The sequence below is a fragment of the Rodentibacter sp. Ppn85 genome (genome assembly GCF_001999335.1).
GTDB lineage: Bacteria > Pseudomonadota > Gammaproteobacteria > Enterobacterales > Pasteurellaceae > Rodentibacter.
The window spans coordinates 23,435-46,537 of record NZ_MLHS01000012.1 but is presented as its reverse complement, the minus strand read 5'-3'; the positions used below and the strand labels follow the sequence as shown (position 1 = coordinate 46,537).

Sequence of the window (23,103 nt, the reverse complement as noted above, 5' to 3'; positions counted from 1 at the left end):
ATGCAAATGAAGAAAACGGTTATCGCAACATTGATTGCCTCTAGTGCGGTCAATAGTTTTGCCAACAATGAAACAATATTAGATGAAATTACCGTAACCGCTATTTGCGCAAAAATAACCCCTTTTAGTACCCCGGCTTCCATTGATGTAATCGAAGGAAAGGATATACGCCAAAAAAGCGGAATGAATGTCAGCTTAAGCGAAGCCTTGCAAGGCATTGCCGGTTTGGTAGCCTTGGATCGGCACAATTATGCTCAGATATTAATCTTTCCACGCGCGGTTCTCGTATGGGAGTGCGTGGCGTGCGATTATATGTGGACGGCATTCCCGCCACAATGCCGAATGGTCAAGGGGTAACCAGTCATATTGATCTTAATTACCTCGGGCGTATTGAAATGCTCAAAGACCCTTTTTCATCGCTTTACGGCAATTCTTCGGCAGGCACGATTTTAGTACACAACCCAAAAGGGCAAAACCCACCGAGTATTGAAACCAGCGTGGACGGCGGGAGTAACGGTACATGGCATTACGGCTTCAAGGCGCAAGGCGGCAGCGACAATAAATATGTGCCAGCGTATATGTTGAGCGTCAATCGGTTCACTACCAAAGGCAAACGAGATCACAGCGCTGCACGCAAAAATCAGGTGAATTTCAAAGCGGATTGGACCATGGAAAATCAAGCGGAAGTGGGCATTACCTTCAACCATAGCGATATTAAAGCGCAAGATCCGGGAGCATTAAGCTACGAACAATGGAAAGCAAACCGCAATCAAGTTGCGACTAATCTTGAAATGTTTAACGCACGTAAAAACGTACGTCAAACTCAACTTGGCTTGAGTTATCGCCAAAAACTGGATGAAAAAAACCGTCTGAATTTGACTGCTTACCTTGGCGAACGCCGTCTTGAACAGTATTTGCCTATTCCCCGCATTACCCAAATCCGTAACGCCGGGCATGCCGGCGGCGTGATTGACTTCACTCGCTATTATGCCGGTACGGATATGCATTTACAGCACGATTTTGCCGACAACTTTAATGTGATCGCAGGTATTGCATTCGACTATATGCAAGACAAACGTAAAGGGTATGAGAATTTTAACGGTACGATCAATGGCGTGAAAGGTGCGTTACGCCGCGATGAAACCAACAAAATCTACAACCTTGATCCTTACCTTCAAACACAATGGACATTCCTGCCGGATTGGACAGTTCACGGCGGCTTGCGATACAGCACAACTACGTTTAAATCGAAGGATCACTATCTGCGTAACGGCGATGACAGCGGTCGTAAAAAAGATGAAAAATGGCTTCCAAGTATCGGGCTAAGTTGACAAGGGTTGGCAGATACCAATCTCTACGCCTCGTATAGCCGTGGCTTTGAAACAGGCACATTCTTAGAATTAAGCTACCGCCCAGACGGGCAATCCGGCTTGAATTTCGACCTTAAACCGCTTACCACGGATAATTATGAAATCGGGCTGAAACGAGGCTTAGGTGACAGTATGCTAACTATGGCACTATACCGTACCGACAAGCAAAGATGACATTGTGTCCGCCGGCACAATGGGCTGTCGGGCAACCTTCCGCAATGCCGGCAAAACCCGCCGACAAGGTGCTGAATTGGCTTGGAACGGTACGCTTTGGCAAGATTTTAAAATGTAATTAAGCTATACCTTTGTGGACGCGCGCTTCCGCCAAACTGTCGGAGCGAATATTACCCAAGGCAATCGTATTGCCGGCGTAGCAAAACATAACGCCTACGCAAGCCTCGGCTGGCACGATCAAAAAGGCTGGCGCATAGGTGCGGATGCACGCTATCAAGGCAAAGTAGCGGTCAATAACGCAAACAGCGAATACGCCCCAAGCTACACAGTAGTGGGCGCTTATGCAGGCTACTTGTGGGAAAAAGGCAACTGGCAGATTGATCACCACTTGCGCGTCAATAATCTATTTGATAAAGATTATGCCAATGTGGTCATCAATGACGCCAACGGTCGCTATTACGAGCCGGCGTTAAAACGCAATTTTAATATTGGAATGAATGTAAAATATGCATTCTAGCAACTAAAAGAGCGGTTAGTTTTGGAGAGGTTTTGGCACCATGTCGGAGATACACAAAATTGGCTATCTTAGGTATTGTGCCAACGCCAAACAATCGAAAAATCTAACCACTTAATCTATTATTAAACCTATCAGGAGAGCAAAATGAACATTTTATTATTAGACGGTGGAAAAACCTTTGGTCATTCTAACGGGCAATTAAACCATACCCTGCACGCCACGGCGCGAGAAGTGTTAACAGGCTTGGGGCATCAGGTGCAAGAAACTGTCATTGAGCAGGGCTATGATATTACGGCGGAAATCGAAAAATTTTTATGGATGGACGCGGTAATTTGGCAAATGCCCGGCTGGTGGATGGGCGAACCTTGGACGGTAAAAAAATACATTGACGAAGTGTTCACCGCAGGGCACGGCAAATTATATCAAAGCGACGGTCGTCACCGTGTTAATCCGACAGAAGGATACGGCACGGGCGGTTTATTGGGCGGTAAAAAACATATGCTTTCACTCACTTGGAATGCGCCGATTGAAGCCTTTACCCGTGAAGGCGATTTCTTTGAAGCACAAGGTGTGGACGGCGTTTATTTACATTTCCATAAAGCCAATGAGTTTATCGGCATTACCGAGCGATTACCGACATTTATATGTAATGATGTGATTAAATCGCCTGATGTGCCGAAATATATTGCAGATTACAAAGCACATTTAAATCGCGTGTTTGGTTAATTTAGTAAATATTTTGAACCGTTATTAAAGCCGACTGACAAAAAGTCGTTTTTGGGTATCGGTTAATATCGGTGTTCATCACTAAATCCAGACTTAACATCAAAAACTAAAAGGCTCGGGATCCCCCAAGCCTTTTTTACTTGATAAAAATTAACCGTCTAAACGTGCTTTGATACGAGCGGATTTATCCTAACATTAGCCTAAGTAATAAAATTTTGCTTTGTAAACCAAACCGTTACGTTTAACGACAATACTGTCGATTATCGGGCAGCATGCTTGGAATATGCACTCAGCACCTAGATTTTGTATCAGTTTTTGTTTTGTAAGTTTGCTACATAATGCCCAATCAATTTTACAAATTCATATAAAAATTTGACCGCTCTTTTTTGTTAAATATTTCCTCCTCTAAAAGACTATATCATCTGCAAATATTGTTTTTCTCTTATCATTTCGCCTAACTTACATTCTTCATTAACAAATTACATTTTCATCAATTAAACTTTTTATAAGATTATCCACAATATCAAAAAATTTTCGTTTTTTTACCTAACCTTTTAACCATCCATTATTTATTAAAATAATTTGATCTAAATTGTAGACTCTGTTAAAAGCCTAATTGTGAAAAATACAATTTAATAACAAAAAGCTTCATTTTGGAGGTTCTACAATGCAAAAAACAACATATTTTTCCAAATATAAGGGTTTAATTATACTCGCCTTAGATTTTATGCTAATGCTTGTTTTAATTAAGATTCTACCTTTCTCCTCACAAGAAAATCGTGGTCTTGCTTTACTGGTTTTTGTCGGGATTTTATGGCTAACCGAAGCATTTAATATTACTGTAACATCCCTTATGGTGCCGATCGTTGCCATTGGTTTAGGGTTGATTAATACACAAAAAGCATTAGCACCTTTTTCCACACCGATTATTTATATGTTTTTTGGCGGATTTGTTGTTGCCGCAGTTCTACAAATCCAAAATCTCGACAAAATTATCGCTAACTACATTATCCGCTTGGCGAAAGGTAATTTAAAGTTATCCGTCGCCTATCTGTTCGGCGTAACAATTTTTCTTTCTATGTGGATAAATAATACCGCCGTTGCCGCTATGATGTTGCCTCTAACTATGGGTATGTTAAAAGGCATTAATGCTCGGAAAAATTATCGCCTCTATTGTTTCGTATTACTCGGAATGGCATTTAGTGCGAATATCGGCGGCATCGGAACACTTGTCGGCAGTGCTCCTAACGCAATTTTAGCCTCTCAAATTCAGGTTACTTTTACAGAATGGTTATCCTATGGATTTCCTGTGATGCTACTCTTAATTCCGTCTATGATTTTTGCATTATGGGTTGTTTTACGTCCCGACTTTTCTGTCGATTTTTCACCGTCAATCGAAAAAGTTGAACTCAATCGGAAAAATATACTTACCCTTAGCATTTTTATTTTTATGACCGTTTTATTATTATTTGGATCGGTGATTAACCCATTGATCAGTCAATTCTTAGAACTACCGAAAAACATTGAAAATTTCGATACGGTAATTGCTCTTCTCGTCGTTATTTTAATTTGCGTTTCCGGTGTTGCCCGCTGGAAAGAAATTCAAGAACGTGTGGAATGGGGCGTGCTTTTACTATTTGGCGGCGGCTTAACGCTCAGCATTGTGATGAAAAATTCGGGGGCGAGTAAAATTATGGCGGATACTATCGTACAATTTGTACAGGAAAAACCGCTTTGGGTACTATGCTTTGCAATTGCCGGTTTTATTATCTTCTTAACGGAATTCACCTCTAACACGGCAAGTGCCGCATTAATTATTCCTATTGTTATTTCCGTTGCGCAATCTATGGAACTACCACCGATTGCACTTGCGGCAATTATTGCCTGCGGTGCCAGCTGTGCCTTTATGCTTCCTATCGCAACACCGCCTAATGCCATTGTTTTCTCGACAGGACATGTTAAACAAATTGATATGGCAAAAGTCGGCTTAATCCTGAATTTATTCTGTATCGCAGTGATTGGAGGATTCACCTATTTTATGTGGCTCTAAAATAAAATCACAAAAAATGACCGCACTTTGAGCGATTAAAGTGCGGTCATTTGTTTTCACATTCTTTTATTTTTGGATTGAGGCTAAAAACTCTTTACGGGTTTCACGATCTTCCAAAAATACACCGCCGTAAGCGGACGTCACCGTATAACTATTGGTATCTTTGACCCCACGGGCTTTTACACAAAAATGGGTCGCTTTCACATAAACGGCAACATCGTCAGTTTCCAAAATAGTTTGAAAAGCCGTTAAAAGTTGCTCGGTTAAACGTTCCTGTACTTGTGGGCGCTGTGCAAAAAAAGTAACGATTCGATTAATTTTAGAAAGCCCGATTACCCAATCTTTCGGGTAGTAAGCAACGGCAACGCTGCCATCAATAGTGACAAAATGATGTTCGCAAGTACTGGTGAGGGTAATATCATTAACTTGCACCATTTCACTGACTTTCATTTGATTTTTAATTTTTGTCATTTTAGGGAAGTTGGCATAATCCATTCCGCTAAAAATTTCATCAATGAACATTTTTGCCAAACGATTCGGCGTTTCTTCCAAACTATCATCCCCTAAATCCAGCCCGATCAGCTTCATCACTTCTCGCATATGGCCGGCAATACCGGAACGGCGTTCGTCTTTATTTTGGTTAGGGGTAATCATTGGAGTCTCAATGCCCTTAGCAATCAGGGCCTCATGCACATTTAGCGCATCTTGTGAAATATTACTCATTTACTTTCCGTTCCTAAAAAATAATGCGGCATTCTAGCAAAATATAAGTACATCGTAAAATGAGAAAAATCACCGATATTTATTGATCTCATTCATCATTTCAGAATTTAATCCTTAAATTAGAAACGATTTCACGATAAAATACCCGACAAATTTTCTCAACCGTTTACCCAGGATTTTTTATGCTTCCGTTAGATCAAGCTTTGAACCAAATGCTTAGCCAACTTCCTTTCCCGACACAACATGAAACGCTTTCTTTAACCGAAGCAATAAACCGTGTATGTGCCGAAGATGTAGTATCACCAATCAATGTTCCTTCCTTTGATAATTCGGCGATGGATGGCTATGCCGTGCGTCTGGCGGATTTGGCGCAATCATTAACCCTCTCCGTTGCCGGCAAGTCTTTTGCGGGCAATCCTTTCAAAGGTGAATGGATAGCACAAAGTGCAGTACGTATTATGACCGGCGCGATGATCTCTGAAGGTGCGGATGCGGTAGTTATGCAGGAACAAGTTGCCGTCAATGAGGACGGTACGATCACACTCAACGAATACCCGAAAGCCGGCCAAAACATTCGCCGTATTGGAGAGGATATAAAAAAAGGCGATATTGTCTTACAACAAGGGGATGTGCTGAATGCGGTATCCTTACCGTTACTTGCCTCACTCGGCATTGCTGAAGTAAAAGTTTATCCTCGTTTAAAAGTCGCAGTGCTTTCTACCGGAGATGAATTGGTCCAGGTCGGACAACCGTTAAAAGAGGGGCAAATCTACGATACAAACCGTTTCACCATAAAACTTATGCTGCAACAATTAAATTGCGAAGTATTGGATTTGGGTTTATTACCCGATAACGAAGTCGAATTTGAAAAGGCATTTATAGAAGCCCAACGCCACGCGGATCTACTCATTACCAGCGGTGGGGTTTCTGTGGGCGAAGCGGATTTCACCAAAGCCGTGTTAGAAAAAGTCGGTACGGTTAATTTCTGGAAAATAGCCATGAAACCGGGCAAACCTTTTGCCTTTGGAAAATTGTACAATGCTTGGTTCTGCGGATTGCCGGGCAATCCCGTTTCCGCTTTAGTCACGTTCTATCAGCTCGTACAACCGGCAATTTTGCAATTAAGCGGTCAAAAATATCCGAAAAAACAACCGCACTTTACCGCCATTGCAACAACCGACTTAAAAAAAACGCCGGGGCGTTTAGATTTCCAACGGGGTTACTATCAAATGAATGAGAACGGACAGATCGAAGTTCAATCGGTCGGGTTCCAAGGCTCTCATTTATTCAGTTCTTTTGTGAAAAGTAATTGTTTCATCGTATTAGAAAAAGATCGCGGTAATGTTACTGCCGGTGAAACCGTTACTATTGAACCGTTTAATTATCTATTGGGGCAATAATGTCAACACTAAGCTATGAAGAAGAATTACGTTATAACCGCCAAATTATTATGAAATCCATTGATTTTGACGGGCAAGAAAAACTAAAAGACAGCAAAATGTTGATTGTCGGCTTAGGCGGTTTGGGTTGTGCCGCCGCACAATATCTTGCGGCTGCCGGTGTGGGACACTTAACCCTGTTGGATTTTGATCAAGTTTCGCTTTCTAACCTCCAGCGTCAAATATTACATTGTGATGCAAGACTTAATATGCCAAAGGTTGATTCTGCCAAAATCGCGTTGCAACAAATTAATCCGCATATTGAGATTGAAACAATCAACGATAAATTGAACGAAGAAAAACTCGGTAAAATTATACCGCACTTTCAGGTTATTCTTGATTGTACCGATAATGTCGATATCCGTAATCAGCTTGATCGCCAATGTAAGAAAAATCATGTTCCGCTAATTTCCGGCGCAGCAATTCGTATGGAAGGACAAGTTTCGGTCTTTACTTATGAACCTAACACCCCGACTTACCGTGATCTCAGCCAACTTTTCGGGCAAAACGCGTTAAGTTGCGTAGAAGCCGGCATACTCGCACCAATCGTAGGGATTGTGGGTTCGATTCAAGCATTAGAGGCGATTAAGGTTCGATTAAACATTGGTGAGACTTTATCCGGTCGCTTGTTAATGATCGATGGGATGACAATGAAAATAAGAGAAATTAGATTACCGATAAAAACGGCTTAAATATTTTTTATTTCGGCTCGGTGTTTGTAACGAAAATACTCAAAATCACCGGGCATAACTTGTAACATTAATCTTTTAATTACCCTTATCATATCAATAATGGGGCGTTTATATATCGCTCCATTGCCAGACAGAATCGGCTTTCTCTTTGATTTATTCACTGAACTTCTAAGTGAAAATTCTCCATAATTTGGTATGATTCGTCGGTTAATTTCGGAAAGTATCTAAAAATGAATATTCAAAATGTAATTTTATGGCGGCGTTTTTTCTCCGGTATCGCTTATACCGCCATGCAAAGTGTCTTTTTCATCTACTTACAAGGCAATAAAGGTTTCGATACCGCTCAAATTACCACTGCATTTTCCTTATTGGTATTTGCCAGCCAAGTCTTCTCTTTATTCGCCGGATATTGGGGCGATCATTTCGGTCGTTCAAAAATGATGTTGTTCGGCTGCTTAATGGATGCGATTGCCTATATTTTACTTATCACCACGGATTACTACCCGCTCTTACTCTTAACCACCTTCTTTTTTGGTTTGGGTAGTACGCTGTTTGGTACAAATGCTCGTGCCCTACTCCTTTCCAGCGCAGCAAATAATTACCACGATAAAGCGAAAGCCCAGGGTAAATTTTTACGTATTCAAAGCCTAGCCTCAATGTTTGCCCCGTTACTTGCTTTACCTTTTTTACAATTTCAACTACCTGAAATGTTGATTTGGGTTAGTTGTGGTATTGAAGTGGCAATGCTCATTTTTATGTTGCTAACGGTAAAAGAAACATCATGCAAAGTGCGGGCAACCCGATTTCGGCTAAGTCATATCCGACAAGTATTAAGCAAGCGCTTTGTTTTTGCTCATTTGTTATTATTTATTCCATTGGCAATGGGAACTTCGTTTTATATTATTTTCCCCTATATTTTCAGCAATCTATTAGATAATCCGGAATCGATCCCTATTGCTTTTTTTATTAATAACCTAATTGCCGTGCTATTTCAGAGCCATTTTTCTCGAAAATTAAATTTTGGCGTTGTAAAACTAACTTATATTGCCCCACTCTTAGTCATTACGCTCATTGTGCCATGGTTCTATGTCATTGATTTTCTGTCATTTATAACAGCATATATTTATTTGATTATCTTCGCCTTTGTAGGATTATTCGCCAATACCGCCCTGGCAAATATGTTAGTAAAATTAGATAAGGGAGTTAATCAAGGTCTGATGTTCGGTACATCAAAGCTTATCTTAGCCGGTACAACAGCCCTTGTGATGAATATTATTCCTGTCGTTTTTTTAATTTGGTAAATAAAATGAAGTTACGTCATATTTTCTTTTCGCTATTGCTATCACTTACCATCAGTATAATCGCAATTGCTCCCGCCCTTTATGATCTGCAAAATCGGGAAGCCGAACAGGCTGAATTGGCTGATTTATACTCACAACTTGTCACGGCGCTTGAAAAGGGAAATTACATTGAGCTGGATAAATTACTCTCTGACGATTTTGTCCTAACCGTGATTCGCGACTCGAAACGGAAACGTTTTGCGAAAACCGACTGGATAAACAATTTAAAAGACGGCACGATATACTACGATATGCTAATGGCAATTAAAGTATTACCGATTGGTAAAAACCGATTAACCGCTACCTATGATTTAACCGCCTCTTTTCTAGGTGAAAAAATAGAGGCAATGAAAATAAAAATGTATTTTCGTACGAAAATGCAAGACGGGGAACATAAAATCCAGAGAATGTGGATTGATTGGGATAAAAATGCCGAACGTTCACTCAGCCGGTAAAAACAATGTGCGGTCAAAAAACAAAGTGTCATAACTTCATTAAAATTGACCGCACTTTCTATGCTGAAAACTTACTCTTCCAACACAACCTTACCAATATAGCCTAAGTTGCGATATTGTTGGGCATAATCAATACCGTAACCTACGACAAATTCATCAGGAATTTCAAAGCCGACCCATTCCACCGGAACACTGACTTCCCTTCTCGAAGGTTTATCTAATAACGTGCAAATAGCCAAACTCGCCGGATGACGTAAATTCAAAATTTCACGAACTTTCTCAAGCGTATAACCGGTATCAATAATGTCTTCGACAATAAGCACGTGTTCGCCTCGAATATCGCCCTCTAAATCTTTACTGATTTTTACATCATGGTTGGTTGTCATCCCACTGCCGTAACTTGATGTTGTCATAAACTCAATTTCCATCGGCAATGCTAATTCACGTACTAAATCAGCCATAAAAATAAATGAACCGCGTAATAAACCAACAACAATAAGTTTATTGACCCGTTTTTGTTGATAAAAAGCCGTAATTTCTTCTCCCAGTGACGCAATACGCGCTTTTACATCGGATTCAGAAATTAATACATCAACATGATGTTTTTTCATTTTTTGTCCTTAAATTAAATAATGAGCTCAACTTGTTCGCCCTATTATACAAAGAAAAACAAAAAAAAGCTGAAGTTTAAACCTTCAGCTTTTTAACACTAATGAATTTACTTTCTACTCTACCTGTTGGAGCAATCTGCAATCGCATCTAAACAGATGTCTACATAGTAACAGAATCAACCATCTTGTAAATAAGAATTATTCTCAAATAATCAATTACCCGAGACTTTCATTTTACCTAACAAAATTGAGCCGGTTTGAATATTAGAACGATGCTCCACATCATCACTAATCGCCACTATATTTTTCAGCATATCCGGCAATTGCCCGGCAATTGTAATCTCGGATACCGGATATTGAATTTCTCCGTTTTCCACCCAAAAGCCTGAGGCGCCACGAGAATAATCACCAGTCACAATATTCACACCTTGTCCCATAACATCCGTGACTAATAATCCCGTTCCCATTTCACCTAAAAGTGCGGTCAATCCACCGGTTAAATTGGGCCGAACCAACCAGTTATGGATACCACCGGCATGACCGGTACTTTTTATTCCCATTTTTTTACCACTGTAATGGGTCAATAAATAAGTCTGTAAAACACCGCCTTGTACTATTTCTAAATCTTGCGTGCGCACGCCTTCGCTGTCAAAAGGGGTTGAGGCCAAACGACCCAACAAATGCGGACGTTCACTGATATTAAACCATATCGGTAGCACTTGTTTCCCTAAATGATCTAACAAGAAACTTGATTTACGGTATAAACTTCCCCCACTAATAGCTGCGGCGAAGTGTGAAATAATGCCTGTCGCCACATCATTTAAAAAGATCACCGGCACTTCTCGGGTGGTGAGTTTTTGCGGATTCAAACGGGCAACTACTTTTTTTGCACAATTTTTCCCGACCCATTCTGCCGACTCCAACTTGTCAAAATTGCGTGAAATCGTATATTCATAATCATTTTCCAGCGCATCTTCTATACCACCGATGACTGAACAAGATAAAGAATAACGGCTTGATAAATAACTTTGTAACATTCCGTGCGTATTGCCATATACACGTACGCCCGTATGGGAGTTAAAACTCGCTCCGTTACTATTAATGATTCGTTTATCTGCATCCAATGCGGCCTTTTCTGCTTGTAACGCAAGTGCCGTTGCCTTCTCAACATCAATATCGGCAGCGTGATAAAGGGCTAAATCCGGCACCTCAAATGCCATCAATTCTTTTTCGGCTAAACCGGTACAATCATCCGGAGAGGTATATTTAGCAATTGCCAACGCCGCTTCAACGGTATTTTTAATCGCCTGTTCGCTTAAATCGGAAGTTGAAGCATTGCCTTTTTGTTGTCCTAGATAGACTGAGATACCAAGTGCGCCGTCATTGGTAAATTCCACGTTTTCAATTTCTTGTAAACGGGTGGAAACGGATAAACCGCTCACTTTCGTTACGCCGACCTCGGCGGTCGCACCGGCTTTTTGGGCGACTGCAAGAGCGAACCCCACCGCTTGACGTAATTCTTGCTCTTGTTGTTTCAAAAGTGCGGTCTGATTTTCTGCTGTTTTCATTCTGTTTTTCCGTTAAAAATTTTTCGCATTTTATCTTATTTTCAAAGTTTATGCTAAAATGCGCACTAAATTTCTAAGAAGGAATAACATGGCAAAACGTAAAAAAAAAGAAGTATTTGATTGGGAAGAAGAGCAAGAAGAAATCATTTGGGTAAGTAAAAGTGAAATCAAACGTGATGCAGAGGAATTAAAACAACTCGGTGAAAAGTTGGTGAACTTAACCAAAACCAATCTGACTAAAGTGCCGCTTGATGATTCATTATTAGAAGCCATTGAGTTGGCTCAGCGTTTGCAAAAAGAAGCTCGTCGCCGCCAATTACAGTATATCGGTAAATTATTGCGTAGTATTGATGTTGAACCGATTCGCGAATCCTTAGATAAAATTGAGAATAAACATAATCGACAACAGGCTATACTGCAAAAATTGGAAATATTGCGTGATAAGTTAATCGAACAAGGGGATACGGCACTCAGCGATTTATTAAATGAATATCCAACGACTGATCGCCAGCAATTACGCAACTTAATTCGAGCGGCCCAAAAAGAAAAAGCACAAAATAAACCCTTGAAAGCTTATCGTGAAATTTATCAGGTATTGAAAAACATTGTTTTGCCGGATTAAAAAAATTATTTTTGACCGTACTTGGTTTTAGAACAGTCTTAAAATTATGGTATGATTCGCCTCCGTTTTAAACAGGACAAACTATTTTTATGAATATTCGTTGGAATATTATTCTCGGTATTATGGCACTTTGCCTACTCGGTTGGTATTATTCACTAAACCAAGATAATAGTGATTTACAAAGTTTGGTAAAAGCACCGGATAGCCCCGATTATGTCGGGCAAAAAATGGAAACAACCATATTTGCTCCGGACGGCAAAAAACAATATTTTGCAATTTCAGACAAAGTAGAACATTTTAGTCACGATGGAAAAACAAATTTTACCGCACCGCTCGTTTATCTTTTTGATACCACCGACGATAATCAAAAACAGAAAAACGAAACGGCAAAATTACTGGAATCGCAAAGTTGGAAGTTAAGCGCACAAAAAGCGGTTTTAACAAAAGATGAAATCCTTTATTTAAAGGGAAATGTCGTAGCAGAAAGCCTGGAACCGACATCTCGGCTCCAACGCGTAGAAACACAATCGGCCGTCGTTAATTTAAAAACACAAGATATTACATCTGACACAATGGTAAAAATTAACGGGCAAAATTTTAATTCCACCGGCTTAAAAATGGTGGGTAACTTGCGCCAACAAGTGGCAACTCTAAAGGAACAGGTAAAAACATATTATGAAATTAGTAACCAGTAAGATTCTACTCACCACAACATTGGCGACGGTCTCTCTTTCAGCCTTAGCCTTAAAAGATGACACAAATCAGCCGATTAACATCGTCTCCGATAACCAATCTTTGGATATGGAAAACAGTGTGGTTACTTTCAGCGATAATGTGGTAATTACACAAGGTTCAATTCTGATTAAAGCGAATAAAGTGATCATCACTCGTCCGCCTGAAAATTCCGGTAAAAAAGAAACCGTAGAAGCTTTCGGCACGCCGGTGACTTTTCACCAATTATTAGACGATGGTAAACCGGTGGACGGCAAAGCAAACAAAGTACATTATGATCTCGGTGCGGAATTTTTAACGCTTACAGACAATGCGGAACTAAAACAACTTGATAGTAAAATAAACGGCGAACGCATTACTTATGATGTAAAAAAACAGCAGTTAAAAGCAAATGGTGGCAAATCGCGTGTTAAAACCGTATTAATTCCGACCCAATTACAACAAAAAGGTAAAAAGTAACTGATGTCCGTATTACATGCTGAATTTTTGGCTAAAAGTTATAAAAATCGTAAAGTTGTTTCCGATGTCAGCCTTACGGTTAATTCTAATGAAATCGTCGGGCTATTAGGTCCGAACGGTGCCGGTAAAACCACCACATTCTATATGGTCGTAGGACTTGTGCGCCAAGATCAGGGTAAAATTACTATTGATGGTGAAGACATCAGTCTATTACCCATGCATAACCGTGCACAACGCGGTATAGGCTATCTTCCGCAAGAAGCGTCAATTTTTCGCCGTTTAAGCGTTTACGATAACTTAATGGCCGTATTGGAAATTCGCAAAGATCTCACACCCGAACAACGCCGGGAAAGAGCGGACGAATTGATTGAAGAATTTAATATCGGGCATATTCGTAATAGCCTTGGTCAATCCCTTTCCGGTGGTGAACGTCGTCGCGTAGAAATAGCACGTGCACTTGCTGCCAATCCAAAATTTATTTTATTAGACGAACCTTTTGCAGGGGTTGATCCGATTTCCGTTACGGATATTAAAAAGATTATTACCGATTTACGTAACCGCGGTTTAGGCGTTTTAATCACCGATCATAATGTGCGTGAAACTCTCGATGTCTGTGAACGGGCTTATATTGTTGGGAAAGGTCAAATTATCGCCACCGGTACGCCGGAAGAAGTGATGAATGATGAACACGTTAAACGCGTATACCTTGGCGAAGAATTTAAGTTATAAAGATGAAATTAACAGAACTTTTTCACCCTGAAAATATTCGTCAAGGTGTTTGCTTTTCAAGTAAAAAGCGATTATTTGAATCCATTGCTCATTTTATCGTAGAACAATTACACTGTGAAAAAGGCGAGCAAGCTTGCATTGAATGCCTACTTGAACGTGAAAAATTGGGGAACTCGGGATTAGGCAACGGTGTGGCTATGCCAAAAGCAAAATTACCTGCGAAAGCAATCGATAAAGCTCTTGCCGTATTTCTTCAATTAGAAACGCCGATTGATTACGACGCACAGGATGGTAAACCGATAGATCTCGTTTTCGCCGTGCTTGTACCAGAAAATCAGTGCCAAACCTATATTCCGGTACTTTCTCATTTAACGGAAAAAATCACAGATAAAAATTTTCTTAAACAATTGCGTTCTGCAAAAAGTGCGGATGAGATCTGGCATGTTTTTGAGATGACGGATCAAACAACAGAAGAAACTCATTCTTTGACCGAAAGTGAAACATAATATTATAGGGAGGAACTGTATGGAAATTATCATTATCAGCGGTCGCTCCGGGGCGGGAAAATCAGTGGCGTTACGTGCGCTTGAAGATATGGGCTACTATTGTGTTGATAACCTCCCACTAGATTTATTACCCCAACTCACGAAGATTTTAGCCAAAAATCAAACCGCTGTCGCAATCAGCCTTGATATTCGTAATTTACCCGAATCGGCACAATCTCTTGAGCAAATTCTAACGGACATTCAACATCATTATGCAACCCAAATTATTTTTTTAGATTCCGATCGTAGCACTCTCATTCGCCGATATAGCGACTCTCGCCGACTTCATCCTCTTTCATCAGCCAACGATCTCTCCCTTGAGGCCGCCATTGATGCCGAACACCAACAATTAGAACCATTGTTACAACACGCAAATTTCGTTATCGATACAACATATATTTCTACACATACTTTAGCAGAAAAATTACGTGAATTTTTATGGGGAAAAACGGAAAAAGAGCTAAAAATTATTGTAGAGTCCTTCGGTTTTAAATACGGTATTCCTCTTGATGCGGACTACGTATTTGACGTTCGTTTTTTACCCAATCCGCACTGGGATCCCGAACTTCGCCCAATGACGGGGTTGGATAAACCTGTCGCCCGTTTTTTAAACAGCCATGATGATGTCAATAATTTCATATATCTCACCCGTAATTACATTGAAACATGGTTACCAATGTTAGAGCAAAACAACCGCAACTACCTAACTATTGCAATCGGTTGTACCGGAGGGAAACATCGCTCGGTTTATATTGCCCAACAACTTGGCGAATATTTTCAAGCTAAAGGGAAAAATGTCAAAATTCAACATAAATCCTTAGAAAAGAATAAATAGACAAAAGTGCGGTCAAATTTCGGCATTATGTAGTAAATATACAATTTAAAGAAAAATGTAGGGACGCCACGCTGGCGTCCGTAAAGAATTAAACGATTTTAAAAAGTTGTATGGCGGACGCCAGCGTGGCGTCCCTACCTATGAGATAAAATTTAAGTTTATACAACTGCTACATAATACCGTCAAATTTCACCGCACTTTTGCTATACCATAAATTGTTCAAAGATTTGCTCTATATGTTTCCGCAAAATATCCTTTCCACCAATTTCTTCATTTTGCCAAGAATGTAATAAAATCTCAGCTGAAAATTGCTCCCTCGCCTGCTCCGCTAAGGGTAAATAGCTAATATGCCAAGGTTCATGACCAATTTTTTTGCCTATGGGTTGTTGCATAAACGGAAGCGCAAAATCAAAGTGCAGTAAATTTTCAACAAGAAATTCACTTAACTCGCAAAAATAACCCCCTTTTTCATATTCCCAAGGTTCAAGCTGTAAGGATTGCCCTTGCGGTAACAGATCCGGATCGAAAATATCAATTTCCGTTCCCCAATGATGCCGACTCCCGCCCGGCAAAGCTGACCAACGTAAAATAGCTTGGCATTTTTGCCAATCCTCCAATAACGTTAGATCCAAGCTATGACCTTCGTCATCATGCACTTTACGTTTACCGCTAAATTTGCCGTTCCAAATCAACTGTTGGCGTTGAAAATCTCGAAAACTACTTGCCGGCTGTAAATTAAAGTTATTTTTGACCGCACATTGCTGCAAACTTTGAAATGCTTTTACGACTTGCGCCTGCAAAAAATGGTTTGTTGAATGCGGAGTGGGTAAATTCACTAAATGTTCGCACGATTTTCCCGTGAGCATTTCCGAAGTTAATTTCATTTTTACTTATCCAATAAATTCACTAACATTTGGTGATAAATTTGACCGCACTTGCCGAGATCTTCTACGCTCACACATTCATTCACTTTATGAATAGTGGCATTAAGCGGCCCAAACTCTACCACTTCCGCCCCCATTAAAGCGATAAAGCGTCCGTCGGATGTGCCTCCTCCTGTTTCAAGTTTCGGCGTAATACCGGTTATTCCTTGAATGCTATCCACCAACGCATTCACCAATTTACCCGGTTTGGTTAAAAACGGTTTACCGGAAAGATTCCATTCAATACTATGTTTTAAACCGTGTTTTTCAAGCATTTGGGTAACTTTTTGCTTAATGATGTCGTCAGTCACTTCCGTGCAATAACGCAAATTAAACTGCACATAAAGCTCCCCCGGAATCACATTATTACTCCCCGTGCCGGCATGAATATTCGCAATCTGCAGACTGGTCGGTGGAAAAAATGCGTTGCCGTTATCCCATTGATAAGTGGTCAGCTCTTGCAAGAATGGCATCGCTTTGTGAATAGGATTTTCCGCTAAATGCGGATAAGCAACGTGTCCTTGCACACCTTGAATATAGAGGTTTCCCGTAATAGAGCCTCGTCGACCGTTTTTCACCACATCACCTAAAGTTTGCGAGCTTGACGGCTCACCCACCATACAATAAGTAATTTTTTCTCCACGTTCCATCAAGGTCTCCACCACGCGAACCGTACCGTCTTTGGCAGCAGCTTCTTCGTCAGAAGTGATTAATAACGCAATGGTGCCGGCATGATTGGGGTTCGCTTTCACATATTCTTCCGCGGCCACAATCATTGCCGCCAACGAACCTTTCATATCCGCAGCTCCCCGTCCATAAATCATATCATCGACAATTTCCGCAGAAAAAGGAGGATAATTCCATTGATGTTCGTCACCAACCGGCACTACATCCGTATGACCTGCAAAGGCAATCACCGGCTCGCCTACACCGTGTTTCGCCCAAAGATTTAAGGTTTCATTAAAAGGAAGCCATTCAATTTCAAATTCAAGTTTTTCCAAACGCTCCGTAATTAGCTTCTGACAGCCTTCATCGTTCGGGCTGATGGAAGGATAACGGATTAATTCTTGGGCTAATTGCACAATCTTTTCTTTCATAAAAACACCTCAAATTTTAACCGCACTTTAGGCAAACGCTTTTTCGTATTCTTTCTCATCAAACCCAATTAATGCCTTATTATCCTGCATAATGATAGGGCGTTTGATTAATGTCGGGTTATCCATAAGCACGGAAAGTGCGGTCGTTTTTGACAAGTTTTTTTTAATTTCCTCATCAAGGTTTCGCCACGTCGTACTCCGTTTATTCACCAGATTTTCCCAACCGAATTGTTCTTCTACCTGTTGTAAAAATACCGTATCCAAACCGTCAATACGATAATCATGCAGTTTGTACTCAATATTGTAATCCGCGAGCCATTTCAACGCTTTTTTCACAGTATCGCAGTTTTTAATGCCGTAAACGGTAATCATAATTTCTCCTCAAATAAAAAATCCTCAACCTAGCAGATTGAGGATTTTAACCTAAATGAAAGCAATTAATCTAACAACTTATTAATCCGTTTAATAAATGCCACCGGATTTTCCAACGATCCGCGTTCGGCAAGCATTGCCTGTTCAAGCAACAATTCGATCCAGTCGGCAAATTGTGTTTCGTCAGCAATATCGGCGACTTTTTTTACTAAATGATGTTCCGGATTGAGTTCAAAGGTATATTTCACTTCCGGTACAGGTTGACCGGCTGCGGCAAAGAGTTTTGCCATTTGGGTGGTCATTTGATCGTTACCGGTAGAAACTACCGCTGGGGTATCCGTTAAGCGATGGGTTAAACGAACCTCTTTCACACGATCGCCTAGCAAGGTTTTTACACGTTCGACAAAACTTTCAAAGGCTTTATCCTGCTCTTTTTGTTCCGCTTCGTCTTTATCCGCTAAATCGCCTAAATCCAAATCTGCTTTGCTGATAGTTTGTAACGGTTTGCCGTCAAACTCCGTTAAGTAGCTTAGCATCCATTCATCAATACGATCGGACAATAGTAAAACTTCAATGCCTTTTTTGTTGAATAATTCTAAATGCGGACTGTTTTTCGCCGCTACATAACTATCTGCCGTGATGTAATAAACGGCTTTTTGCCCTTCTTTCATCCGAGAAACATAGTCTTCTAAAGAAACGGTTTGCTCGCTGCTGTCATTATGAGTAGAAGCAAAACGTAACAATTTGGCAATACTTTCTTTATTGCCGAAATCTTCTGCCGGTCCTTCTTTTAAGACTAAGCCAAATTCTTTCCAAAATTGTTGGTATTTTTCCACATCGTCTTTTGCCAATTTTTCCAACATTTGTAGGGAACGTTTAGTTAAGGCTTTGCGTAATGCTGCGGTAACTTTATTGTCTTGTAAAATTTCACGGGAAACATTTAGCGGCAAATCGTTGCTATCAATTAAACCACGCATAAAACGCAGGTAATTCGGCATAAATTGTTCCGCATCATCCATAATGAATACACGTTGAACGTAGAGTTTCAAACCGTGTTTATGCTCGCGATTAAATAAATCCCAAGGAGCTTTGGACGGCACATAAAGCAAGCTGGTGTATTCCTGATTACCTTCTACTTTGTTGTGCGCCCATAAAAGCGGATCGGCAAAATCGTGGCTTAAATGTTTATAAAATTCTTTGTATTCCTCATCGGAAATCTCATTTTTACTGCGAGTCCAAAGAGCATCGGATTTATTGATTTTTTCCCATTTTTCGCCAGTTTCTTTGCCTTCATCATCATATTCTTTCGTCAGCATTTCCACCGGAAGACCGATATGATCGGAATATTTACCGATGACATCACGCAAGCGCCATTCGTTTAAGAATTCTTTTTCATCCTCGCGTAAATGTAAAATCACATCCGTACCACGGGATTTTTTCTCAATGTCTGCAATTGAGTATTCCCCCTCACCTGCAGACTCCCAAAGTACCGCTTTATCGGCCTCTTCGCCTGCCGCCCGGGTTTTCACCGTCACTTTATCCGCAACAATAAAGGCAGAATAAAAACCGACACCGAATTGACCGATAAGTTGGCTATCTTTGGCTTGATCACTACCGAGAGCATTCAAAAAATCTTTTGTTCCGGATTTCGCAATAGTGCCTAAATGATCGATAACCTGATCACGGGTCATACCGATACCATTATCGCTGATAGTTAATGTGCCTTTCTCGCTATCAAAGCTAATACGCACACGTAACTCCCCGTCATTTTCATAAAGAGCCGGATTCGAAAGCGCTTTAAAACGGAGTTTATCCGCCGCATCGGAAGCGTTAGAAATTAATTCGCGTAAAAAAATCTCTTTATTGGAATAAAGAGAATGAATCATTAATTGTAATAATTGTTTGACTTCCGATTGGAAACCACGAGTTTCTTTGTTTTGAGACATAGATTTTCCTCATAAAATGAAATAAGTAAAAATTGAATGTCACAGATATAAGAATGAAAACGGAATTTTCAAGGGGGAAAAGAAAAAAGAGCGGTTGATTTTACCGCTCTTTTAAGGAAGACAAATTAGAATTCGTAACGAATACCAACTTTTGCACCGTATTGGTTAATTTTCACATCGTCAAATTTACCTAAACGGTTATACTCAATACCACCATTTACCGCCCAGTTTGGTGTAAAGTTGTAAGATACGCCTGCTAACACACCATAACCAAATTTATTTTCTTTGTTACTAATATTCTCTCTTGTTGTAACACCATTCATCGTACTAGAGGAATCATGTTTTGCATCAAAGAAATTTTGTGATAAACGCACGCCTACATAAGGTTTAAACGCTGAGTTTACATCAATATCATAAATAGCAGACAAACCCAAACCGTAAATTTTAAGCTTCTCTGTGCTAACTTCATACCGATTGGCATAGCTTTCTTCAATTTTACCGTAATTCGTGTAATCTAAAGCAAAACGCCAATCACCATGTTTATAACCCACAGCTAAGCTCGGTGTAAATTTACTTTTGCTAAAATCACCAAGATCACCAAGCGATGATTTCACTTTTGAATAACCTAAATCACCCTGTACATACCAGTTTGCACTTGCGCTGGAAGCTACAACTAATGTACCGATAGCTAATGCTAATAATGATTTTTTCATTGGATAACTCCTATATTATTGAGGGTAAAAACCGATTGGAGTGTAACATAATCTAAATTAGTTATCATCCATCAAAACCAATTTTCCTTTGCATTTTCGACACAAATATTCTACCCCCTCTTTTAAAATTCGATTATGGCGGCGAATACTCAAAAAATGTGTTTGGCAAACACAACGATATTCAAAGGTTTTCCCTTGAACATTTTGCACATCAAATTGATGGCAAGTCTCTGCGGGCAAATGGAAAATCCCGTTCATCACCCCTTGCCATTCTTTGCCATGGGGCTTAACACGTCCGAATACTTGATACACAATTAAATGCGCCAATTCATGGGGAACCACTTGGTGAATAAATTCATGCGTATTTTCAAGCAATAAAGTGCGGTTAAATTTAATTTCGTTTTTTTGCAAATACGCCACGCCGGCTTTCACACCCCGTAAATCATAATTTATCGTCGGCATTGGAAATTCACGTTTAAAATAAGTTTCTGCAAGCAGTAAAGATTCCGCAAGTTTGCGCTGAACCTGCATTTTCAAATGACGAAACCAAGTTTGTGATGACTGCATAAAATTCAGAAAAATAAAAACCGCCAAAATAGCGGTTTTAATCATTTATGACGGCGTTATTTTAAACCTGCCGCCGCACGTAATTCTTCCGCACGATCCACTTTTTCCCATGGGAATTGTTCACGACCAAAGTGACCATAAGCTGCGGTTTCACGATAAATCGGTTGAATTAAATCAAGCATTTTGATTAATCCGTAAGGGCGCAAATCAAAAAATTCACGTACTAATGCCACCAATAATTCATTTGCCACTTTGCCTGTACCGAAAGTTTCCACCATAATTGAGGTCGGCTCCGCCACACCAATAGCATAAGAAAGTTGAATTTCACAACGCTCCGCCAAACCGGCAGCCACAATATTTTTCGCCACATAACGTGCCGCATAAGCCGCCGAACGATCCACTTTTGACGGATCTTTACCAGAGAATGCACCGCCGCCATGGCGTGCCGCGCCACCATAGGTATCCACAATAATTTTACGGCCGGTTAAACCGCAATCCCCCATCGGACCGCCGATAACAAAACGCCCTGTTGGATTGATAAAGAATTTAGTGTCTTTTGAAAGCCATTCACTTGGTAATACCGGTTTGATGATTTCTTCCATCACCCCTTCGTGAAGATCTTTTTGGTTAATGTCCTCCGCATGTTGGGTTGATAGAACGACTGCATCCACTCCTACAATTTTGTTATCTTCGTATTTTAACGTTACTTGGCTTTTGGCATCCGGGCGTAACCAAGATAACTTACCGTTTTTACGTACTTCCGCCTGTTTTTGCATTAAACGGTGAGCATAAGTAATGGCTGCAGGCATTAATACATCGGTTTCATTCGTGGCATAACCAAACATAATACCTTGGTCGCCTGCCCCTTGATCCAATGGGTTTTCACGGTCAACACCTTGATTAATATCCGCAGACTGTTTACCAATGGCATTTAATACGGCACAAGAATGACCGTCAAAGCCCATATCGGAATGTTCGTAACCAATATCACAAATCACTTTTCGGGTGAGGTTTTCAATATCCACCCACGCCGATGTGGTGATTTCTCCCCCCACTAACGCCATACCGGTTTTTACGTAAGTTTCGCAAGCGACGCGGGCTTTTGGATCTTGTTTTAAAATTTCATCAAGTACCGCATCAGAGATCTGATCGGCAATTTTATCCGGATGCCCTTCAGACACGGATTCCGAGGTAAATAAATAACTAGACATAGTTTCTCTCTTTTTAATTTGGATGTATTGACGTATAGACGGCTATAATACGAATTTTAGATGAATAATCAAGCACTATTACGGGGTAATATTTAACCAATTTCGTAAAATTTGCTCGCCGTATTCGGACATATAAGATTCCGGATGAAACTGTACCCCATAAATCGGTAAACATTTATGTTGCATCGCCATCACCACATTTTCATTACATACGGCGGTAATCTCTAATTCGTGAGGAAAATGTTCAGCCCGTACCGCCCAAGAATGGTATAAGCCAATATCAAATTCCAGCGGCAAACCTAAAAACAACGGCGAATTTGACCGCACTTTTAACCTCCGTTTTTGCCCGTGGCGAACTTGACCGAGGTTATAAAGCGTTCCGCCAAAAAACTCACATAATGTTTGATGCCCTAAGCATACCCCAAGAATTGATTTTTGCCGATGATACCGTTCTAACATTGCAAAAAGTTGAGGATAAGCCCGCGGCACATCAGGCCCGGGAGAAATTAAAATATGGCTATAGGATTCGGGCGTATTTTCTTGTAAATCTTCTACATTGAGTACATCAAAAGGCACACCAAGGCGACGAATCAGTTCGACTAAATTGAAAGTAAAAGAATCGTGATTATTAATGATGAGTAATTTCATAACTGTTCGGCTTTCGTTATAATCGGGCAATTTTACTCG

At 40.3% G+C, this 23,103-nt stretch carries 27 protein-coding genes and 1 pseudogene; 16 read left to right on the top strand and 12 right to left on the bottom strand.

The window, feature by feature from the left end:
* Nucleotides 1–6 precede the first annotated feature (6 nt).
* The 5 genes and pseudogenes from BKL51_RS11730 (at nt 7) to BKL51_RS01930 (ending at nt 2,787) form a co-directional block, all read left to right on the top strand.
* Nucleotides 7–357, top strand: a complete 351-nt coding sequence (locus tag BKL51_RS11730; RefSeq protein ID WP_143530487.1) for a TonB-dependent receptor — start codon at nt 7–9, stop codon at nt 355–357.
* Nucleotides 288–1,544 (top strand): annotated as a pseudogene (locus tag BKL51_RS01945) (TonB-dependent receptor domain-containing protein). Before BKL51_RS11730 ends, BKL51_RS01945 begins: the two are co-directional and overlap by 70 nt.
* 4 nt (nt 1,545–1,548) lie before the next feature.
* Nucleotides 1,549–1,662: a TonB-dependent receptor gene (locus BKL51_RS12035; protein ID WP_233127072.1), complete on the top strand. Its 114-nt coding sequence runs from the start codon at nt 1,549–1,551 to the stop codon at nt 1,660–1,662.
* 15 nt (nt 1,663–1,677) lie between these two features.
* Complete coding sequence (locus BKL51_RS01935; RefSeq protein ID WP_077465067.1) at nt 1,678–2,061, top strand: TonB-dependent receptor domain-containing protein; 384 nt, start codon at nt 1,678–1,680, stop codon at nt 2,059–2,061.
* 144 nt (nt 2,062–2,205) lie between these two features.
* Complete coding sequence (locus tag BKL51_RS01930; protein WP_077465066.1) at nt 2,206–2,787, top strand: NAD(P)H-dependent oxidoreductase; 582 nt, start codon at nt 2,206–2,208, stop codon at nt 2,785–2,787.
* A gap of 195 nt (nt 2,788–2,982) precedes the next feature.
* Here BKL51_RS01930 and BKL51_RS12250 read toward each other — a convergent pair whose 3' ends face one another.
* Nucleotides 2,983–3,138, bottom strand: a complete 156-nt coding sequence (locus tag BKL51_RS12250; protein WP_255372285.1) for a 50S ribosomal protein L19 — start codon at nt 3,136–3,138, stop codon at nt 2,983–2,985.
* A 316-nt stretch (nt 3,139–3,454) separates the two neighbouring features.
* Between BKL51_RS12250 and BKL51_RS01920 the strand changes: the two genes are divergently transcribed.
* Complete coding sequence (locus tag BKL51_RS01920) at nt 3,455–4,837, top strand: DASS family sodium-coupled anion symporter (protein WP_077465065.1); 1,383 nt, start codon at nt 3,455–3,457, stop codon at nt 4,835–4,837.
* Between the two features lie 66 nt (nt 4,838–4,903).
* On the opposite strand, the gene folE is transcribed toward BKL51_RS01920, so the two are convergent.
* Nucleotides 4,904–5,560: a GTP cyclohydrolase I FolE gene (folE, locus tag BKL51_RS01915; RefSeq protein WP_077465064.1), complete on the bottom strand. Its 657-nt coding sequence runs from the start codon at nt 5,558–5,560 to the stop codon at nt 4,904–4,906.
* Nucleotides 5,561–5,742: 182 nt separating this feature from the next.
* Here folE and moeA point away from each other — a divergent pair, with 182 nt between their 5' ends.
* From moeA to BKL51_RS01895, 4 genes are all read left to right on the top strand, one after another.
* Entirely contained in the window at nt 5,743–6,960 is a 1,218-nt protein-coding gene (moeA, locus tag BKL51_RS01910) for a molybdopterin molybdotransferase MoeA (protein WP_077465063.1), read from the top strand.
* Nucleotides 6,960–7,691 carry a molybdopterin-synthase adenylyltransferase MoeB gene (gene moeB / locus BKL51_RS01905; protein ID WP_077465062.1) on the top strand — a complete coding sequence of 244 codons (732 nt, stop codon included), beginning with the start codon at nt 6,960–6,962 and terminating at the stop codon, nt 7,689–7,691. The genes moeA and moeB overlap by 1 nt, the downstream gene beginning before the upstream one ends.
* Before the next feature lie 230 nt (nt 7,692–7,921).
* Nucleotides 7,922–8,992 carry an MFS transporter gene (locus tag BKL51_RS01900; RefSeq protein ID WP_077465061.1) on the top strand — a complete coding sequence of 357 codons (1,071 nt, stop codon included), beginning with the start codon at nt 7,922–7,924 and terminating at the stop codon, nt 8,990–8,992.
* A 5-nt stretch (nt 8,993–8,997) separates the two neighbouring features.
* Entirely contained in the window at nt 8,998–9,486 is a 489-nt protein-coding gene (locus BKL51_RS01895; RefSeq protein ID WP_077465060.1) for a hypothetical protein, read from the top strand.
* Nucleotides 9,487–9,557: 71 nt separating this feature from the next.
* On the opposite strand, the gene hpt is transcribed toward BKL51_RS01895, so the two are convergent.
* The gene (gene hpt, locus BKL51_RS01890; RefSeq protein ID WP_077465059.1) at nt 9,558–10,097 is read right to left on the bottom strand and encodes a hypoxanthine phosphoribosyltransferase; all 540 of its coding nucleotides are present in this window, start codon (nt 10,095–10,097) and stop codon (nt 9,558–9,560) included.
* A gap of 212 nt (nt 10,098–10,309) precedes the next feature.
* Nucleotides 10,310–11,665 carry a metalloprotease PmbA gene (gene pmbA, locus BKL51_RS01885; protein WP_077465058.1) on the bottom strand — a complete coding sequence of 452 codons (1,356 nt, stop codon included), beginning with the start codon at nt 11,663–11,665 and terminating at the stop codon, nt 10,310–10,312.
* Nucleotides 11,666–11,753: 88 nt separating this feature from the next.
* On the opposite strand from pmbA, the gene yjgA reads away from it, so the two are divergent.
* From yjgA to rapZ, 6 genes are all read left to right on the top strand, one after another.
* Complete coding sequence (yjgA, locus tag BKL51_RS01880) at nt 11,754–12,287, top strand: ribosome biogenesis factor YjgA (protein WP_077465057.1); 534 nt, start codon at nt 11,754–11,756, stop codon at nt 12,285–12,287.
* An 89-nt stretch (nt 12,288–12,376) separates the two neighbouring features.
* Nucleotides 12,377–12,982, top strand: a complete 606-nt coding sequence (lptC, locus tag BKL51_RS01875) for an LPS export ABC transporter periplasmic protein LptC (protein ID WP_077465056.1) — start codon at nt 12,377–12,379, stop codon at nt 12,980–12,982.
* A complete protein-coding gene (lptA, locus tag BKL51_RS01870; RefSeq protein ID WP_077465055.1) occupies nt 12,963–13,478 on the top strand; it encodes a lipopolysaccharide transport periplasmic protein LptA in 516 nt (171 codons plus the stop codon). Before lptC ends, lptA begins: the two co-directional genes overlap by 20 nt.
* 3 nt (nt 13,479–13,481) lie before the next feature.
* On the top strand, nt 13,482–14,207 hold the full coding sequence (gene lptB / locus BKL51_RS01865) for an LPS export ABC transporter ATP-binding protein (RefSeq protein WP_059366665.1): 726 nt from the start codon (nt 13,482–13,484) through the stop codon (nt 14,205–14,207).
* A 2-nt stretch (nt 14,208–14,209) separates the two neighbouring features.
* The gene (ptsN, locus tag BKL51_RS01860; RefSeq protein ID WP_077465054.1) at nt 14,210–14,713 is read left to right on the top strand and encodes a PTS IIA-like nitrogen regulatory protein PtsN; all 504 of its coding nucleotides are present in this window, start codon (nt 14,210–14,212) and stop codon (nt 14,711–14,713) included.
* Nucleotides 14,714–14,732: 19 nt separating this feature from the next.
* On the top strand, nt 14,733–15,587 hold the full coding sequence (rapZ, locus tag BKL51_RS01855) for an RNase adapter RapZ (protein ID WP_077465053.1): 855 nt from the start codon (nt 14,733–14,735) through the stop codon (nt 15,585–15,587).
* A gap of 203 nt (nt 15,588–15,790) precedes the next feature.
* Here rapZ and BKL51_RS01850 read toward each other — a convergent pair whose 3' ends face one another.
* From BKL51_RS01850 to BKL51_RS01815, 8 genes are all read right to left on the bottom strand, one after another.
* Nucleotides 15,791–16,471: a M15 family metallopeptidase gene (locus BKL51_RS01850; RefSeq protein ID WP_077465052.1), complete on the bottom strand. Its 681-nt coding sequence runs from the start codon at nt 16,469–16,471 to the stop codon at nt 15,791–15,793.
* Nucleotides 16,472–16,473: 2 nt separating this feature from the next.
* On the bottom strand, nt 16,474–17,607 hold the full coding sequence (gene dapE, locus BKL51_RS01845) for a succinyl-diaminopimelate desuccinylase (RefSeq protein ID WP_077465051.1): 1,134 nt from the start codon (nt 17,605–17,607) through the stop codon (nt 16,474–16,476).
* A 27-nt stretch (nt 17,608–17,634) separates the two neighbouring features.
* Nucleotides 17,635–17,979, bottom strand: coding sequence for an ArsC family reductase (locus BKL51_RS01840; protein ID WP_077465050.1), 345 nt, complete (start codon nt 17,977–17,979; stop codon nt 17,635–17,637).
* Nucleotides 17,980–18,044: 65 nt separating this feature from the next.
* Nucleotides 18,045–19,925: a molecular chaperone HtpG gene (gene htpG, locus BKL51_RS01835; RefSeq protein WP_077465049.1), complete on the bottom strand. Its 1,881-nt coding sequence runs from the start codon at nt 19,923–19,925 to the stop codon at nt 18,045–18,047.
* 125 nt (nt 19,926–20,050) lie between these two features.
* Complete coding sequence (locus BKL51_RS01830) at nt 20,051–20,638, bottom strand: opacity family porin (protein ID WP_077465048.1); 588 nt, start codon at nt 20,636–20,638, stop codon at nt 20,051–20,053.
* A 57-nt stretch (nt 20,639–20,695) separates the two neighbouring features.
* Entirely contained in the window at nt 20,696–21,205 is a 510-nt protein-coding gene (locus BKL51_RS01825) for a SprT family zinc-dependent metalloprotease (RefSeq protein ID WP_077465116.1), read from the bottom strand.
* A 56-nt stretch (nt 21,206–21,261) separates the two neighbouring features.
* Nucleotides 21,262–22,416, bottom strand: a complete 1,155-nt coding sequence (metK, locus tag BKL51_RS01820) for a methionine adenosyltransferase (RefSeq protein ID WP_077465047.1) — start codon at nt 22,414–22,416, stop codon at nt 21,262–21,264.
* A gap of 78 nt (nt 22,417–22,494) precedes the next feature.
* Complete coding sequence (locus tag BKL51_RS01815) at nt 22,495–23,064, bottom strand: anthranilate synthase component II (protein ID WP_077465046.1); 570 nt, start codon at nt 23,062–23,064, stop codon at nt 22,495–22,497.
* Between the last annotated feature and the right edge of the window lie 39 nt (nt 23,065–23,103).

Bases quoted from the DNA above. Each gene is read 5' to 3' on its own strand.
- BKL51_RS11730 (WP_143530487.1), top strand. From the start codon at position 7: ATGAAGAAAACGGTTATCGCAACATTGATTGCCTCTAGTGCGGTCAAT.
- BKL51_RS01930 (WP_077465066.1), top strand. From the start codon at position 2,206: ATGAACATTTTATTATTAGACGGTGGAAAAACCTTTGGTCATTCTAAC.
- BKL51_RS01920 (WP_077465065.1), top strand. From the start codon at position 3,455: ATGCAAAAAACAACATATTTTTCCAAATATAAGGGTTTAATTATACTC.
- folE (WP_077465064.1), bottom strand. From the start codon at position 5,560: ATGAGTAATATTTCACAAGATGCGCTAAATGTGCATGAGGCCCTGATT.
- moeA (WP_077465063.1), top strand. From the start codon at position 5,743: ATGCTTCCGTTAGATCAAGCTTTGAACCAAATGCTTAGCCAACTTCCT.
- moeB (WP_077465062.1), top strand. From the start codon at position 6,960: ATGTCAACACTAAGCTATGAAGAAGAATTACGTTATAACCGCCAAATT.
- BKL51_RS01900 (WP_077465061.1), top strand. From the start codon at position 7,922: ATGAATATTCAAAATGTAATTTTATGGCGGCGTTTTTTCTCCGGTATC.
- BKL51_RS01895 (WP_077465060.1), top strand. From the start codon at position 8,998: ATGAAGTTACGTCATATTTTCTTTTCGCTATTGCTATCACTTACCATC.
- hpt (WP_077465059.1), bottom strand. From the start codon at position 10,097: ATGAAAAAACATCATGTTGATGTATTAATTTCTGAATCCGATGTAAAA.
- pmbA (WP_077465058.1), bottom strand. From the start codon at position 11,665: ATGAAAACAGCAGAAAATCAGACCGCACTTTTGAAACAACAAGAGCAA.
- yjgA (WP_077465057.1), top strand. From the start codon at position 11,754: ATGGCAAAACGTAAAAAAAAAGAAGTATTTGATTGGGAAGAAGAGCAA.
- lptC (WP_077465056.1), top strand. From the start codon at position 12,377: ATGAATATTCGTTGGAATATTATTCTCGGTATTATGGCACTTTGCCTA.
- lptA (WP_077465055.1), top strand. From the start codon at position 12,963: ATGAAATTAGTAACCAGTAAGATTCTACTCACCACAACATTGGCGACG.
- lptB (WP_059366665.1), top strand. From the start codon at position 13,482: ATGTCCGTATTACATGCTGAATTTTTGGCTAAAAGTTATAAAAATCGT.
- ptsN (WP_077465054.1), top strand. From the start codon at position 14,210: ATGAAATTAACAGAACTTTTTCACCCTGAAAATATTCGTCAAGGTGTT.
- rapZ (WP_077465053.1), top strand. From the start codon at position 14,733: ATGGAAATTATCATTATCAGCGGTCGCTCCGGGGCGGGAAAATCAGTG.
- BKL51_RS01850 (WP_077465052.1), bottom strand. From the start codon at position 16,471: ATGAAATTAACTTCGGAAATGCTCACGGGAAAATCGTGCGAACATTTA.
- dapE (WP_077465051.1), bottom strand. From the start codon at position 17,607: ATGAAAGAAAAGATTGTGCAATTAGCCCAAGAATTAATCCGTTATCCT.
- BKL51_RS01840 (WP_077465050.1), bottom strand. From the start codon at position 17,979: ATGATTACCGTTTACGGCATTAAAAACTGCGATACTGTGAAAAAAGCG.
- htpG (WP_077465049.1), bottom strand. From the start codon at position 19,925: ATGTCTCAAAACAAAGAAACTCGTGGTTTCCAATCGGAAGTCAAACAA.
- BKL51_RS01830 (WP_077465048.1), bottom strand. From the start codon at position 20,638: ATGAAAAAATCATTATTAGCATTAGCTATCGGTACATTAGTTGTAGCT.
- BKL51_RS01825 (WP_077465116.1), bottom strand. From the start codon at position 21,205: ATGCAGTCATCACAAACTTGGTTTCGTCATTTGAAAATGCAGGTTCAG.
- metK (WP_077465047.1), bottom strand. From the start codon at position 22,416: ATGTCTAGTTATTTATTTACCTCGGAATCCGTGTCTGAAGGGCATCCG.
- BKL51_RS01815 (WP_077465046.1), bottom strand. From the start codon at position 23,064: ATGAAATTACTCATCATTAATAATCACGATTCTTTTACTTTCAATTTA.